The organism is Bradyrhizobium sp. BWA-3-5 (genome assembly GCF_032917985.1).
In the GTDB taxonomy this organism is placed as follows: domain Bacteria; phylum Pseudomonadota; class Alphaproteobacteria; order Rhizobiales; family Xanthobacteraceae; genus Bradyrhizobium.
Window position 1 is genome coordinate 7,442,667 of sequence record NZ_CP136626.1, and the last position, 14,767, is coordinate 7,457,433.

Genomic DNA, 14,767 nt, shown 5'->3' on the forward strand with positions numbered 1-14,767 from the left:
AACAGGGAGGATTCGATGGTGCGCATAGGGATTGCTTCTGCCGTTGCGGTTCTGATGTCCGCAACACTTGCCGACGCCGCCGAGCCGATCGCGCTGCGCGACATGGGTTCGTTTCATGTCGGCGGGCGGCTGGTTGAAATCTCAGGCAAGCCGGTGAAAGAAGTCACCTTCACGCCGGGCGGCGTGCCGGCAAGGGTCGATCCCAACGGCACCTACCAGGTCGAGCAGATGTATGTGCAGTATTTTCTGCCTGCCAACGAGAAGGGAGCTTACCCGCTGTTGATGTGGCATGGCGGCGGGCTGACCGGCGTCACCTATGAGACGACGCCTGATGGCCGCGAGGGCTGGCTGAACTATTTCCTGCGCAAGGGCTGGGCGGTCTACAATTCCGATGCGGTCGAGCGCGGCCGCGCCGGCTGGGCGCAATACCCTGATATCTTCAAGGGCGAACCGGTGTTCCTCACCACCGCCAACCCGTTCGAGCGCTTTCGGATCGGTGACGGCGCCGGCTCCTACGATCCTGATCCCGCCAAGCGCAAGCTGATGCCGGGCAGCCAGTTTCCGAACGAGGGCTATGAGAACTTCGTCAAGCAGAACGTGCCGCGCTGGACCACGACCGACGACGCCATCATCGCTGCCTATATCGCCGAGATCGACCGCGTCGGTCCCTCCATCATCCTGTTCCACAGCCAGGCCGGCAGTTTCGGCTTCAAGGTGGCGCAGGCGCGGCCCGACAAGGTGAAGGCGCTGATTGCGGTCGAGCCGGCCGGTCTCGGCGATCCCGCCAAGGTCGACGCGCTGAAGAACATTCCGACGCTGATCATCTATGGCGACTACATCGAGAAGGATTCGCGCTGGCCCAAGATCCGCGCCAACGGCCTTGCGTTTGCGGACGCCGTCAGGGCGGCGGGCGGCAGCGTCGACGTCGTCGACCTGCCGCAGGCCGGCATCAAAGGAAATTCGCACATGATCATGATGGACAAGAACAACGCTGAGGTCGCGGGCCTGATCCAGAAATGGCTCGAGGGAAAGGGCCTGACGAAGTGACCGGGCTCGCGTAAGGGGCAGGAAGCAATTGATGCACGGAACGCAAATCCTCGAGGAAGCAGACCGCCTGATGACGGTCTGCAATTCCTGCCGCTATTGCGAGGGACTGTGTGCGGTCTTCCCGGCGATGGAGATGCGCCGCGCGTTCTCCGACGGCGACCTCAACTATTTCGCCAATCTCTGCCACGCCTGCGGCGCCTGCTACACCGATTGCCAGTTCTCGCCGCCGCATGAGTTCGACGTCAATGTGCCGAAGACGCTGGCAATAGCGCGCGCGGAATCCTGGGCGGCCTATGTCTGGCCGCGCGCCTTCGCCGGCGCGTTTGCGCGCAACGGGCTCGTCATCGGCCTGGTCGCGGCCTTCAGCGTCGCCGCATTCATTTTCGGCTTCGCAGCCTGGCATGACCGGCAGGTGCTGTTCGGCATCCATACCGGGCCGGGCGCGTTCTACAAATTGATGCCGCACAACGCGATGGCGGCGCTGTTCGGCGCGGCATTCCTCTACGCAATCGTGGCGCTGGCGATGGGCGTACGCGCGTTCTGGCGCGACATCGGCGAGCCCGTCGGCATGAAGACCGATGCAGGCGCGTTGTTCCAGGCGATGCGCGATGCCGGCGAGCTACGCTATCTCGATGGCGGCGGCGTCGGCTGCTTCAACGAGGACGACCGTCCGACCGACCGGCGCCGGCTCTATCACCATTTCACCTTCTACGGCTTCGCGCTGTGTTTTGCGTCCACCTGCGTCGCCACGCTGTATCACTATCTGCTTGCACGAGAAGCGCCCTACCCATGGTGGGACCTGCCCGTCGTGCTTGGTACGCTGGGCGGCATCGGGCTTCTGATCGGGCCGATCGGCCTGCTTGCCGAACGATCGAAGCGCGACACCGTGCTGGTCGATGAAACGCGTTACGGCATGGACGTCGCGTTCATCGTCATGCTGTTCCTGGCCAGTCTCACCGGTATAGCGCTGTTGATGCTGCGCGAGACGGCGGCGATGGGCCCGCTGCTGGCGCTGCATCTCGGCGTAGTGTTTTCGCTGTTCATCACCATGCCCTACGGCAAGTTCGTCCACGGCATCTACCGGTTTGTGGCGCTGGTGCGCTATGCGATGGAGCGCAAAGCGATGGCGCATGGGGCGGGAGAGTAACGGCGCGGGCGACTACAAGTCCACCACCACGTAGTCGCTCTCGACGGACACCGCGATCGTCTCCGCGACATACGGCCCCTTCACCACGGCCGATCCCGGCTCGACGTTGACAGGATAGGCGCGGACGCGGAAGCGTTTTGGGTCGCAATAGGACTTCCCGGTGCGGATATCGAATTCCCAGCCATGCCAGGGGCAGCGAATGATTTCGCCGAGTTTTGTGTATTCGATCTCGCCGGGGTTGGTGGACTGCGCCAGCCCAATCAGCGGTCCCTCACATAGCGCCGCGCCCTGATGCGGGCAGCGGTTCAACAGGCCGAAGAGCTCGCCCTTGACGTTAAAGATCGCGATCGGCCGCCCGTCGATGTCGAGGAATTTTCGCGTCCCCGGCGGCAGCTCGTCCACCGGGGCGATGACGTGACGCACCATCAGGATATCCCGTACAGCTTCTTTGCGTTGCCCAGATAGAACGCTTCGCGGTTGGCGTCGCTGACGCCGGGCGGCAGCACGCGCGACGGCTCGTCGAAATCCCAATGCGGGTAGTCGGTCGCGAACAACAGCTTGTCCCAGCCGATCCATTCGATCACCTGGAACAGATGATCGCGCCGTTCCGGATCTTCCATCGGCTGCGTGGTCCACCAGATGTGGTCGCGGATATATTCGGACGGCCTGCGCCTCAGATGCTGCACCTCGCTGCGAAGTTTCTCAAAATGCTTGTCGAGCCGCCAGGCCAGCGATGGCGCCCAGCCGAAGCCGGCCTCGATCATCACCATCTTGAGCTTCGGGAACCGTTCGAACACGCCTTCCACCACGAGGCTTGCGAGCACGGTCTGCTGGCACTGCGCATGGCCGACCATCTCCTCGATGTAGAAGCTCGGCCAGCCCGATGGGGTGAGCGGATTGCCGCCAAAGCCGAAGGCGTGCACGCCGACCGGCAGCCCGATCTCCTGTGCCGCCTCGTAGACGGGCCAGTAGCGGCGCTGTCCCAGCGGCTCGACATTGCGGGAGAGCAGCAACACCTGCACGAAGTTGGGATCGCCGGCGCGCTTGCGGATTTCGGCGGCGGCGGTCACGCCGTCCTCATTGGCGACGACAATGGATGCCTTCAGACGCTTGTCCTTGCTGGTCCATTTCTCGATCTGCCAGTCATTGATCGCTGAACAGATCGCACCGGCCAAGTCCTGGTTCCGCAGCCCCTGCCCGCTGTTGAGCGGATTGAGCACGCCGAGCGCGACATTATAGGGATCGAGCAGCTGCTTCTGCATGAAGGACAGCGAGGAGCCTTGCGGCCCGCCTTCCGGCGGCCAGGCGTCGCGGCGCGAGGCATTCGGCTGCGCCTTCGGATAGGGCGGCCCTTCCATCATGCCGTGATAGGCCTGTTTGCCGTAGGCCTCGAGATGTTCGTGCCAGCGTTTAGCCAGATAAGGAAAGAGTTCTTCATTGGTCGCGCGCGCCGGATGGATGTCACAATCGGCGATCGCGGTCTTGATGATGACGGAAGCCGAAGACCCCGGGCGAAACTGGACGTTCATGGCGTCGTCTCCCTGACTATCTGCAGCCGGCTATATGTCGCGAGCGGGTTGTCGATCATGATCTTGCGGACCAGATCGGGCGACAATCCCGGCGGCAGCACCTCGTCGCCGTCGAACTGCCAGTGCGGATAGTCGGTCGAGAATAGGAGCAATTCGTCCGACTGCATATGGTCAAACAGGCGGTTCAGGGTTGCGGGATCGGGCGGCGCATCGACGGGCTGCAGCGAGAAACGGATGTTGCTTCGCACAATCTCCAGCGGTGCGCGGTCGACCCAAGGCGTCTCCATCCGGATGCCGCGCCAGAACTTGTGCAGCCGCCACAGATAGGCCGGCAGCCAGGTAAAACCGGACTCGAGCATCACCATTTTCAGGTTCGGGTACTTGGCGAACACGCCCTCGACGATCAGGCTGGTGAGTTGGGTCTGGAATGCGGTCGCCTGCGCGACATAATCCTCGATGTGATAGGAACCCCAGCCGACCGAGGTCGGCGGGTTGTGATAGGCGCTGCCGGCGTGGATGCCGATGGGCAGGCCCAGCCGTTCGGCCGCGGCGTAGATCGGCCAATAGGCGCGCTTGCCAAGCGGCATGTCGCCCATGACCAGCATCAGCACCTGAACGAAGCGCTTGTCCTTGGCGCAGCGCTCGATCTCGGCGACGGACTTTTCGACGCTTTGCGTGGGGATCACGATCGAGCCGCGCAGGCGGTCATCCTTGTCGAGCCATTCCTTGGCGAGCCAGTCGTTCAAGGCACGACAGAATGCGTCCTGCATGTCCTCGGAAAACACCATCTGCACGCCATAGAGCGGATTGCAGATGCCGTAAGCCGTGCCGAACCGGTCGAGCGCCTGCCTCTGCATCTCGGCGAGGTCCGAGCCCGGCTTGCCCTGCGCAGGCCGCCAATCCGGCCGCGCAGAGATCGGCGAGTTGGTCGGATAGGATTGCGAGACCAGATCGGTCATGCCGCGCGTCGTTACCTGGTCGCGCCAATAGTCGTTCATGTAGGGCAACAGGCTGGTCAAATGCGGAACGGCGGGATGCAGATCGCAATCCACGCCGCCGGGAAGCGGCGACGTCATGGTGTTTCCCCGTGTGCCGCTTCAAGCGGTCGTTCGAGCCATTCAATCAGGGCGGCCCGCGCGCCGCAACTCGGCAAACGTGAACCTCCTGTGCTAGGAAGACATGACTGGCGGGATTTTTGGGAGGTGAGATGAAAGAACTCATAACAATAGCCGAAAAGATTGCCGCTCAATTGATCGCGCGCAAACAGACGATTGCGGTCGCCGAATCTTCAACCGGTGGATTGATCTCGGCGGCACTACTGTCGGTGCCGGGCGCGTCCGCCTAATTCCTCGGCGGCGGCGTGGTCTACACGCGGGATGCGCGGCGGCTGTTGATGGATATTCCCGATGAGGCGATGAAGGGCATCCGTTCCGCCTCCGAGCCCTACGCGAAGCTGTTGGCGAGCAAGGTCTGCGAGCGTTTTGCAACGGACTGGGGCTTGTCGGAAACCGGCGCGGCAGGACCGACCGGCAACCGCTACGGGGACGCCGCCGGGCATTGCTGCACGGCGGTCGCGGGCCCGCAACGCACCGTGGTCACGCTGGAGACGGGGAGCAATGACCGGCAAGCAAATATGCAGGCGTTTGCGAAGACGGCGCTGGAGTTGTTGCTGGAGAATCTGTCGAAGTGACGATGAATTCGTCGGGTAGGCAAACAAGGCGAAGCGTGCCCACCATTTGATCCAAGGAAAGAAAGAACGGTGGGCACGCTGCGCTTTGCCCACGCTACGAGAGTTAGGAATGTAGACCCACATGAGGATCGCATCATGCAACAATTCGACCGCGCCGCAGAAGATCTCGGCAACTCAATCCATCTCGAGCACGTCAACGTCACCATTCCCGATCAACGGCTGGCGACGCTGTTCTATGTCGCCGGGCTCGGGCTGACGCGCGATCCTTATCTCATGGTCTCCGATAGCAACATGTGGGTCAATGTCGGTAGGAGTCAGTTTCATCTTCCGCAGGGCGCAGCGCAGGTGCTGCGCGGCCATACCGGCCTCGTCATCGCCGGACGCGAGTCCCTGCTCGATCGGCTGGCGTCGGTGGCCAAGAAGCTGGAAGGGACGGCATTCTCATTCAGCGAGCGCAACGACCATGTCGAGGCGATCTGCCCTTGGGGCAACCGCGTGCGCTGCTATGAGCCGGATGCGGCACGTTTCGGGCGCATCACGCTTGGCATTCCCTACGTCGAGTTCGACGTGCCGGTCGGAAGCGCGAAGTCGATTTCTGCGTTCTATCCCGCGGTGATGGGCATGCAGGCAGAGCTATTGAATGGCGACGGCACCGTCGTGCGCGTCAAGGCGGGCAAGAACCAGTACCTGCAATTCCGTGAGACCGACCGCGCGCAGCCGGAATACGACGGTCATCACGTGCAGATCTACATCACGGATTTTTCCGGTCCCTATCGTCGCCTCGGCGAGCGCGGCCTGATCTCGCAGGAAGACAACCAATATCAATACCGCTTCCGCGACATCGTCGATCTCGATAGCGGCAAACACCTGTTCACCGTCGAGCACGAGGTGCGCAGCGCCACCCACCCGATGTTCATGCGGCCGCTCGTCAACCGCAACCCGGCCGAAACCAACCGCACCTACGCAGCCGGCCACGAAGAGTGGGCGTGGGCGATGGGGCCGGATGAATATGACAGGAGGTAGGAGCCAAGGTCTACGGACACAGTGCATCGGCCCCGGCTCTGCAGCGCACCGCTTCGCGCTGCGCAGCGTCCGGGGAACGGAGGCCCCCCAAAAAGCTGTCGTGTCCCGGACGCGGCGCGGCACGCAGTGATGCGACGCAGAGCCGGGGCCCATGCGAAGACGCGGCAAGGACGGATCAGGAACTTCACCGCTCCCTGAATGAGCGCATCAACTGGTCGCGGAACGGCTTCATCAGATACGACATCATGGTGCGGTCACCGGTCTGGACGAACGCTTCCACCGGCATGCCCGGAATGATCTTGACCTCGCCGAGGCGGGCGACTTCGTCCGGCGGCATCGAGACGCGGATGGTGTAGTAGCTCTGGCCGGTGCGCTGGTCGGTGGTGACGTCGGCGGAGACGCGGGTGACGACGCCGTTCAATTCCGGCGTGGTGCGCTGGTTGAAGGCGGAGAGCCGCAGCAATGTCTTCTGGCCGATCTGCAGCTTGTCGATGTCCTGCGGATTGACCTTGGCCTCGACCGAGAGATCGTCGGCCTTCGGGACGATCATCATGATGGCGTCCCCCGCGGTGATGACGCCGCCGACGGTGTGCACCGTCGACTGCAGCACCACGCCGTCCTGCGGCGCGCGTATGTCGATGCGGCGGAGCTGGTCTTCGGCGGTGACCTTGCGCTCGACGAACTCGCCGATCTTGTCATTGGTCTCGCGCAGGTCCTTGGACACCTCGCTGACCACGTCCTTGTCGATCTGGATGATCTGCAACTCGGTTTCGGTGATCTTGCCCTTTGCCTGCGCTCGCGCGGCGATGTATTGCGCGCGTTCGCCCGATAGGCGGGCGAGGTCCCGCTCCAGCACCGTCAGACGCGAGATCTGGATCAGGCGCTGCTCATAGAGCTGCCGGACGCCGACCAGCTCCTTCTCGACCAGCGCAATTTCCTTGTCCTTGGCCTGTTCCTGCGCGGTGAGGCCTGCGATCTCCTCGTTGAGCTGCGCAACGCGCTCGCGCAGCTGCGATTTCTGCCCGGCGCGGCCAAACACGCGGACCTCGAACAGCTTGGTTTCGCTAGCCATGATATCGCGCACATCGGGATCGTCGGCGCGTTCGGTGAGTTGCGGCGGGAACTTGATCTGATCGAGGCCGCGCTGCTCGGCTTCCAGCCGCGCCGCGCGCGCCCACAGGCCGTTCAGCGTTTTGACCACAATGGCAAGGCTCGCCTTGACCACGGTCTCGTCGAGCCGCACCACGACGTCGCCAGACTTGACGATATCGCCATCGCGCACGCGGACCTCGCCGACCACGCCACCGGTCGGGTGCTGCACTTTCTTGACGTTGGAATCGACCACTACCGAGCCGGGCGCGATCAGAGCACCCGAAATCTGCACCGTCGAGGCCCAGCCGCCGAAGCCGCCGGCAAGCACCAGCATCAGCGCAAGACCCACGATGAGATGGCTGCGGATCGAACGGCGTGCGCCCTTCAGCTCGGCGTTCATGACTTCTTCGCTCCCGCTTCGGACACGATCTTGATCGGCGGCGAGGCCGGGCGCTGCAGCACCTGGCTGAGCACGGCTTCCTTCGGCCCGAACGCCTGCATGCGGCCGTCCTTCAGCACGAGAAGCTGATCGACCGCCTCGATGCCGACCGGCCGGTGCGCCACCACGATGACGATAGCGCCGCGGGCCCGCGCGGCGCGCACCGCGCGCGTCAGCGCTTCATCGCCCTCGCTGTCGAGGTTGGAGTTGGGCTCGTCGAGCACGATCAGGAACGGGTTGCCGTAGAGCGCGCGCGCGAGCGCCACGCGCTGGGCCTGCCCGGCGGACAGTGCCGCGCCCTGCTCGCCGATCTGGGTGTCATAGCCCTCGCGCATCTTGATGATCATCTCGTGCACGCCTGCCTCCTTGGCGGCGGCAATGATCGCGTCCGACTTCGCCTCGGGATCGAAGCGGCAGATGTTCTGCGCTACGGTGCCGGCAAACAGCTCGACGTCCTGCGGCAGATAGCCGACGTAGCGGCCGAGCACGTCCGATGACCATTGGTCGAGCGCGGCGCCGTCGAGCCGCACCTTGCCGCGGGCCGGCGCCCAGACGCCGACCAGCGCGCGTACCAGCGACGACTTGCCCGAACCGCTCGGTCCGATCACGCCCAGACCGGTGCCGGCCTCGACGACGAAGCTGACGTCCTGCGCGACGAGGCGCTGCTCGCCCGGCGGCACGATGCTGACAGCCTCGACCGACAGCCGCGTGCTAGGTGCCTGCAGCAGCGTCTGCTGGTTCGCCGGCGGCATCTTCTCCAGCAGCCCGGAGAGGCGATGCCAGCTCTGGCGCGCGGCGACAAAGCCTTTCCAGTGGGCGATGGCGAGGTCGACCGGGGCCAGCGCGCGTGCGCTCAGGATCGAGCCGGCGATGATGATGCCGCCGGTGGCTTCCTGGTGGATCACGAGGTAGGCGCCAACCGCAAGCACCGCCGATTGCAGCATCATGCGCAAAACTTTTGCGACCGCACCGAGGCCGCCGGCGACATCGCTGGCGCGCTGGTTGCCGGCGAGATAGCTCTCGTTGGCCTCGCTCCAGCGCTTGGTCAGGCGTCCCGCCATGCCCATCGCGACCAGCACTTCGGCATTGCGTCGGCTGGTGGCGGCAAGGTCGTTGCGCCGCGCCGCCAGTGTCATCGCCTCTTTCGCCGGCGGGCGCGACAGGAACTCAGTGACCAGCGTCAGCGTGACGAGAATGACGGCGCCGACCAGCGCGGTGACGCCGAGGAGCCAGTGAAACGCAAAGCAGATCGCCAGATAGAACGGCAGCCAGGGCAGATCGAAGAACGCGCCCGGCCCCATGCTGCCCAGAAACGACCTGACATTGTCGAGGTCGCGTAGCGGCTGCAGGCCCTCGTTGCGGCTGCCGACAATCAGGGGCAGGCGCACCACAGTCTCGAACACCCGCGTATTGATGGCCTCATCGAGCGCGGTTCCGATGCGGCCGAGGATGCGGCCGCGAATCAGGTCGAGACCGCCTTGCGCGGCGTAGAGGCCGGCGGCGAGGATCACGAGGCCGACCAGGGTCGGCACGCTGCGGCTCGGCAACACGCGGTCGTAGACCTCAAGCATGAAGATCGAGCCGGTGAGGTACAGGATATTGATCATGCAACTCATGACGCCGACGCCGATAAAGGCGTTGCGGCAGGCGCGCAGCGCTTCACCGAGTTCGGAACGCCGGACGCCGGGGGCGGCTGCCATTAATGCGCATCTCTTCAAACGGATAAGGTACGTACAGGTTTTACCGGTGTTTTTGGACACCGTCTATTTTAAGTCACGTTAACCTCTATTCAGTTCACCCTTATGAAAGGGTCACAGATCGCGCGTTTGGCCGGCTAATTTGACGCTGGCGCCAGTGCCGGGGTGGAATCGGGCTTCTGGCTGCCCGGAAACGGCACAAGTATCACCGACATCGAGACCCGGCCGATCTCGCCGTGGATGTCGAGCAGGACCCCGCTTCCGGCGCCCAGGCCACCCGCCGGCCGCCCCCCTGGCCTCGGCGCGCACGCCGACCCATCCGCCTTCCGGCTGGTGGAACAGTTGCACCGTAATTCGGGTTCGGATCCGCCACCACATCCCTCGATTTCCGCCGTGAGCAGGCTGGCGACCGCCCAGCATCTCACACCGCGCGGGCATCTGTGGCTCGACAGCCTGCCGGCGATGCTGGAGGCGCCCGAGCGGGGGCTCGGCGTCACGCGCGCGATGTCGCCGCTGATCAAAGCGCGGCCTTCGTTCGGCAAAAAGCTGGTCGTGCCCTTTGCATTCGAAGCCGCGCATAGCGAGACGATCTATCTGGTCTCGCGCACCGAGCAGGTGCGCGACCGCGGATCGCCGTGGTGCGGCGCTGGATATCAGCGCGGTGAGCCGCGCGAAATAGTAGCGTGCTACCACCGCCCGCCGGTGCGGAGCAGGCGCACGATCACCAGCAGGATGATGGCACCGATCGTGGAATAGACGATCTCGGAGACCAAGCCGGTGCCGAGGCGAATGCCAACCTTGGGAAATAAGAGGCTCGCCAGCAGCGCGCCAGCGATGCCCACGAGGATGTCGCCGATGATGCCGAAGCCGGTGCCGCGCACGATCTTGCCGGCGAGCCAGCCGGCGATCAGGCCCACAAAAAGAATGACGAGAATGCCTTCGTTGGAAATCACCATTTGAAGTCCCCCAGGGTTCGGGCCGGCCGATGGCATGAGCCGTCCCGGATTCCAACTGCGCTGCGAAGTGAAACTTTTTTATGTCACGCGCGTTATGTCGGCATGAAACAAAGCGATATTTGGTATGTGACTTTCGGTCCGGACAAGACGGAGGCCGCTGCGGGAAGCACGGCACGTTCGACTCGCACCTTCAAATCGGAAATCGACGCCAAACTGTTTGCGATGCAAATCCTGGCCAAGGGCTGGTCCGCCAGCGCCGGCACCCTCAATCCCCATCAGCCGAAGCAAGTCGTAGGGCCGTCACAGATCGAGCAATGGGCCGACCCAGGGCTGGGCGGCTGACTGGTCTGATGTCCCGGACGCGGCGCGTCACGCAGTGATGCGACGCAGAGCCGAGACCCAATACTCCACAACAACTGGACCCCGGATCAGCAGCGCACCACGCCGCGAAGTGCGGCGCGCTGCGCAGCATCCGGGGAACGCCGCTTTAGTCGACCGCAGAAATTTCCACCGGCTCCGCCAGAACACAACGCGCCGTCCTATCCCGCGACACCTGCACATTGGGCGGCAAGCGCTCGCCGCAGCGCGGCTCGGCTACCGCGCAACGCGGCGCGAACGAACAACTGACAGGCGCCTTGTCGAGCGAAGGTGGCGTGCCCGGAATCGTCTCCAGCCGTTGGCCGCGCTTGGCGCCGTGCACGGTCGAGGCCAACAGACCCTTGGCGTAGGGATGCACCGGCCTGCGGACGATGTCGCGCAACTTGCCCTGCTCCACGATCTGGCCGGCATACATCACCGCGACGCGGTCACAGATTTCGATGGCGACGCCGATATCGTGGGTCACGAAGATCACGGACATGCCGAACTCGCGCTGCAATTCGCGCAGCAGCAGCAGGATCTGGATCTGGACGGTGGCATCGAGCGCCGTGGTCGGCTCGTCTGCGAGCAAAATCTTCGGCTTGCAGGCCAGCGCCAGCGCGATCATCGCGCGCTGCCGCATGCCGCCGCTCATTTCATGTGGATAGGCCTCGAGCCGGCGCTTGGCGGAGGGAATGCGCACAACCTCAAGCATCTCCAGCGCGCGGGCCATTGCCTCCTTTTCGCTTTTGCCTTCATGGCGGATCACGCTTTCGGCGATCTGGCGGCCGATCGTGTAGACGGGATCGAGCGCCAGCGCCGGCTCCTGAAAGATCATCGAGACGGTCTGGCCGCGGAACGCCGAGAGCTCCTCGTCGTTCATCGCCAGCACGTCGCGACCGAGCACCTTCACCGTGCCCGAAATCTGCGTCCGCTTCCGCGGCAACAGCCGCATCAGCGCCCGCAGCGTCACGCTCTTGCCCGAGCCGGATTCGCCGAGCAGGCCGAGCACCTCGCCCTCACCGAGCGAGAGCGTGATGTCGTTGACGGCGTGAACCGTACGCTCGCCGGTGAAGCGGATGTTGAGGTCCCTGACGTCGACGAGATTGCTCATGCCAGTTTGGGTACCTGTTGGTGATAGTCGGTGGCGCGCTGGAATGCCGCGCCGATCCGCACCAGTCCTGCCTCGTCGAAGGAGCGGCCGATCAACTGCATGCCGACCGGCAGGCCGTTTTTGGTGAAGCCTGCAGGGATTGAGAGCGACGGCAGGCCGAGATAATTGATCGGGCGCGTGAAGCGCGTGATCCGCTGGATCACAGCTTCCGCCTCAAGGCTGTTGCCGACATCGCTTTCGGCAATCGTGGCGGCCGGCATCGGCGCCACCGGCGCGATCACCGCATCGGTGCCGGTGACGGCCGCCAGATAGGCCGACAGTGCCGGGCCACGCCAGCGCATCGCTTCGAGATAGGTGACGGCCGGGATCGCGAGCCCGTTCTGGAGCCGCATCAGCACCTGCGCGCCGTAATCCTGCGGACGCTCGATCATCCATCGCTTGTGGAAGGCAGCGGCCTCGGTGGCCAGCACGATCTGGCAGGCAGCGGTGAGCTGGCGCTGATCCGGCAGCTCGACCTTGACGATCTCGGCGCCCTCTTTTTTGAGCGTCGCGATGGTCTCGTCGAGCACCCGCGCCACTTCGGGATCGAGGTCATCGATATAGAAGGCTGTGGGCACGCCGATCTTCGCGCCTTTCAGCGAAGCCGTGGTCGCCGCCATATAGTTCGGTACCGGCCGCGTCGAGGTGGTCGGATCCTGGGGATCGGCACCCGCCATCAGCCCGACCAGCAGCGCGCAGTCTTCGACGGTTTGCGCAAGCGGCCCAACGGTGTCCAACGACTGCGACAGCGGCATCGCGCCGGCGCGGCTGATCAGGCCGACGGTGGTCTTGAAGCCGGTGACGCCGCAGAAATGCGCGGGCATCCGGATCGAGCCGCCGGTGTCGGAACCGAGCGCCGCAAAGGTCAGCCGCGCCGCGACCGCCGAGCCCGAGCCGGAGGACGAGCCGCCGGTGATGTGATCTACATTCCAGGGATTACGCACCGCGCCGTAATGCACGTTGTGACCGGTCGGGCCGTAGGCGAACTCAACCATCTGCAACGAGCCGAGCCTGACCGAGCCGGCTTCCTTCAGCCGCTGCAAGGCCGTCGAGGTCGTGGTCGCGACGAACTCGCGCCGGATCTTCGAGCCGCAGGTCACGACCTTGCCGGCGTCGTAATACATGTCCTTGTGCGCCATCGGCACGCCGTGCAGGGGGCCGCGAATTGCGCCCTTGGCGAGATCAGCATCGGCGGCGTCAGCCGCGGCGAGCGCCTCCTCTTTTTCGATCGCCATGTAGGCGTTGACGCGCGGCTGCCATTGCGCAACGCGGTCGAGACAGGATTGTGTTGCCTCGCGCGAGGAGATCTTCTTGGCGGCGATCGCCTTGGCGACCGCAACGAGCGACATCAGGGCCGGTTCGCTCATTTCGACACCTTGGCGTTCTGCACCAGGAGAAAGCTTGCCGGCTCGAGATCCATCGGCAGCGTGCCGGCGATCGGCGCAAAGCCGTCAAAGGCAGGTCCAATCGAATTGGCGATACGCGCGGACACCTCTGCATCCTGCGGCACGCCAGCGACATCGGTCATTACCTTGACCTGTTTGGGTTCGGGTCTACTCATGCGGCGGTTGCTCCCTTGTTGTTCTTGTTGGCCGGTGCGCGGCTGTGCCCGGAGCCTGCAATGGCCATGTAGCACGCCGCCTGATGGCCCATTGTATCGACATCGCTGAGTTTTGGCGTGGCGTTTGCGCAGAGCGGCTCCGCAAACGGACAGCGGGTGTGAAACCGGCAGCCGGGCGGCGGATCGATCGGATTCGGCGGATCGCCCGAGATCGGAGGCGTCTCGGTGCGGTTGTCGGGATCGGACGACGGCATGGCGGCGAGCAGCGCCCGCGTATAGGGATGCGAAGGCTGATCCCAGACCTTGTCGACCGGACCGAGTTCGACCACCTCGCCGAGATACATTACCAGCACACGGTCACTGATGTAGCGCACGACGTTGAGATCGTGGCTGATGAACAGGTAGGTCAGGCCGAATTCGCGCTTCAGGTCCGCGAGCAGGTTGAGCACCTGGGCCTCGACCGACTTGTCGAGCGCCGAGACGGCTTCATCGAGGATCACGAGCCGCGGCGACAGTGCGAGCGCACGGGCGATATTGACGCGCTGGCGCTGGCCGCCGGAGATCTCATGTGGGTAGCGATTGGCGAAGGTTTCGGGCCGCAGGCCGACCTTGCCGAGCAGTTCGCGCGCCAGCGTGCGCGCGGCGCCATCAGCCATGCCGTGAACCTTCGGACCGAACGCGATCGATTCCTCGATGGTCAGGCGCGGGTTGAGCGAGGCGTAGCTGTCCTGAAACACCATCTGCATGCCGCGACGCAGCTCTCGAAGAGAGAGCGCGCGGCCGACCTGCATGCCATCATAGATGATGTTGCCGGCATCGCGCTTCATCAGGTGCATCAAAAGTCGCGCGGTGGTCGACTTGCCGCAGCCGGATTCGCCGACGATGCCGACGGTTTCGCCCTTGGCGATCGAGAAGGAAACATCATCCACCGCGCGTACGGTCTTGCGCGCGCTGAAGAGATCGCCGCGCACCGGGAAATGCTTGGTCAGACCGGTAACCTGCAGCAGCGGCTGTGCCGCGCCGCCGATGTCCTCGACCTGCTCCAGCGCCTCGACTGACTGATATGTCTCACTCAT

General features: G+C 64.2%; 15 protein-coding genes and 1 pseudogene. 6 read left to right on the plus strand and 10 right to left on the minus strand.

Features of this window, described 5'->3' with window-relative positions:
- Nucleotides 1-15: 15 nt before the first annotated feature.
- Entirely contained in the window at nucleotides 16-1,047 is a 1,032-nt protein-coding gene (locus tag RX331_RS35770) for an esterase (protein WP_317254267.1), read from the plus strand.
- Between the two features lie 31 nt (nucleotides 1,048-1,078).
- Nucleotides 1,079-2,194 carry a tricarballylate utilization 4Fe-4S protein TcuB gene (gene tcuB / locus RX331_RS35775; protein WP_317254268.1) on the plus strand — a complete coding sequence of 372 codons (1,116 nt, stop codon included), beginning with the start codon at nucleotides 1,079-1,081 and terminating at the stop codon, nucleotides 2,192-2,194.
- A gap of 12 nt (nucleotides 2,195-2,206) precedes the next feature.
- Here tcuB and RX331_RS35780 read toward each other — a convergent pair whose 3' ends face one another.
- From RX331_RS35780 to RX331_RS35790, 3 genes are read right to left on the minus strand one after another with little or no spacing between them, the layout of a single operon-like run.
- Nucleotides 2,207-2,620 carry a Rieske (2Fe-2S) protein gene (locus RX331_RS35780; protein WP_317254269.1) on the minus strand — a complete coding sequence of 138 codons (414 nt, stop codon included), beginning with the start codon at nucleotides 2,618-2,620 and terminating at the stop codon, nucleotides 2,207-2,209.
- Complete coding sequence (locus RX331_RS35785) at nucleotides 2,620-3,723, minus strand: amidohydrolase family protein (RefSeq protein ID WP_317254270.1); 1,104 nt, start codon at nucleotides 3,721-3,723, stop codon at nucleotides 2,620-2,622. The genes RX331_RS35780 and RX331_RS35785 overlap by 1 nt, the downstream gene beginning before the upstream one ends.
- Nucleotides 3,720-4,799 (minus strand): amidohydrolase family protein, encoded by a 1,080-nt coding sequence (locus tag RX331_RS35790; RefSeq protein WP_317254271.1) that lies wholly within the window; start codon nucleotides 4,797-4,799, stop codon nucleotides 3,720-3,722. Before RX331_RS35790 ends, RX331_RS35785 begins: the two co-directional genes overlap by 4 nt.
- 131 nt (nucleotides 4,800-4,930) lie before the next feature.
- Between RX331_RS35790 and RX331_RS35795 the strand changes: the two are divergent.
- Together RX331_RS35795 and RX331_RS35800 are read left to right on the plus strand one after the other, a co-directional pair.
- A pseudogene (locus RX331_RS35795) lies at nucleotides 4,931-5,413 on the plus strand (CinA family protein).
- A gap of 132 nt (nucleotides 5,414-5,545) precedes the next feature.
- Nucleotides 5,546-6,436 carry a hypothetical protein gene (locus RX331_RS35800; protein ID WP_317258321.1) on the plus strand — a complete coding sequence of 297 codons (891 nt, stop codon included), beginning with the start codon at nucleotides 5,546-5,548 and terminating at the stop codon, nucleotides 6,434-6,436.
- A 184-nt stretch (nucleotides 6,437-6,620) separates the two neighbouring features.
- On the opposite strand, the gene RX331_RS35805 is transcribed toward RX331_RS35800, so the two are convergent.
- Nucleotides 6,621-7,928, minus strand: coding sequence for an HlyD family type I secretion periplasmic adaptor subunit (locus RX331_RS35805; protein ID WP_317254272.1), 1,308 nt, complete (start codon nucleotides 7,926-7,928; stop codon nucleotides 6,621-6,623).
- Nucleotides 7,925-9,667 carry a type I secretion system permease/ATPase gene (locus tag RX331_RS35810; protein WP_317254273.1) on the minus strand — a complete coding sequence of 581 codons (1,743 nt, stop codon included), beginning with the start codon at nucleotides 9,665-9,667 and terminating at the stop codon, nucleotides 7,925-7,927. Before RX331_RS35810 ends, RX331_RS35805 begins: the two co-directional genes overlap by 4 nt.
- A 390-nt stretch (nucleotides 9,668-10,057) precedes the next feature.
- Here RX331_RS35810 and RX331_RS35815 point away from each other — a divergent pair, with 390 nt between their 5' ends.
- Complete coding sequence (locus tag RX331_RS35815; RefSeq protein ID WP_317254274.1) at nucleotides 10,058-10,420, plus strand: hypothetical protein; 363 nt, start codon at nucleotides 10,058-10,060, stop codon at nucleotides 10,418-10,420.
- Here RX331_RS35815 and RX331_RS35820 read toward each other — a convergent pair.
- Nucleotides 10,351-10,620: a GlsB/YeaQ/YmgE family stress response membrane protein gene (locus tag RX331_RS35820; protein WP_317254275.1), complete on the minus strand. Its 270-nt coding sequence runs from the start codon at nucleotides 10,618-10,620 to the stop codon at nucleotides 10,351-10,353. The two genes, RX331_RS35815 and RX331_RS35820, sit on opposite strands and share 70 nt — an antisense overlap.
- A 102-nt stretch (nucleotides 10,621-10,722) precedes the next feature.
- Here RX331_RS35820 and RX331_RS35825 point away from each other — a divergent pair, with 102 nt between their 5' ends.
- Entirely contained in the window at nucleotides 10,723-10,962 is a 240-nt protein-coding gene (locus RX331_RS35825) for a hypothetical protein (RefSeq protein WP_317254276.1), read from the plus strand.
- A gap of 145 nt (nucleotides 10,963-11,107) precedes the next feature.
- Here RX331_RS35825 and RX331_RS35830 read toward each other — a convergent pair whose 3' ends face one another.
- Genes RX331_RS35830 through RX331_RS35845 form a run of 4 tightly spaced genes read right to left on the minus strand, consistent with a single transcriptional unit; the run spans nucleotide 11,108 to nucleotide 14,767 of the window.
- Complete coding sequence (locus tag RX331_RS35830) at nucleotides 11,108-12,091, minus strand: ABC transporter ATP-binding protein (RefSeq protein ID WP_317254277.1); 984 nt, start codon at nucleotides 12,089-12,091, stop codon at nucleotides 11,108-11,110.
- Complete coding sequence (locus tag RX331_RS35835; protein ID WP_317254278.1) at nucleotides 12,088-13,497, minus strand: amidase; 1,410 nt, start codon at nucleotides 13,495-13,497, stop codon at nucleotides 12,088-12,090. Before RX331_RS35835 ends, RX331_RS35830 begins: the two co-directional genes overlap by 4 nt.
- Complete coding sequence (locus RX331_RS35840; protein WP_317254279.1) at nucleotides 13,494-13,691, minus strand: hypothetical protein; 198 nt, start codon at nucleotides 13,689-13,691, stop codon at nucleotides 13,494-13,496. The genes RX331_RS35835 and RX331_RS35840 overlap by 4 nt, the downstream gene beginning before the upstream one ends.
- Entirely contained in the window at nucleotides 13,688-14,767 is a 1,080-nt protein-coding gene (locus RX331_RS35845; protein WP_317254280.1) for an ABC transporter ATP-binding protein, read from the minus strand. The genes RX331_RS35840 and RX331_RS35845 overlap by 4 nt, the downstream gene beginning before the upstream one ends.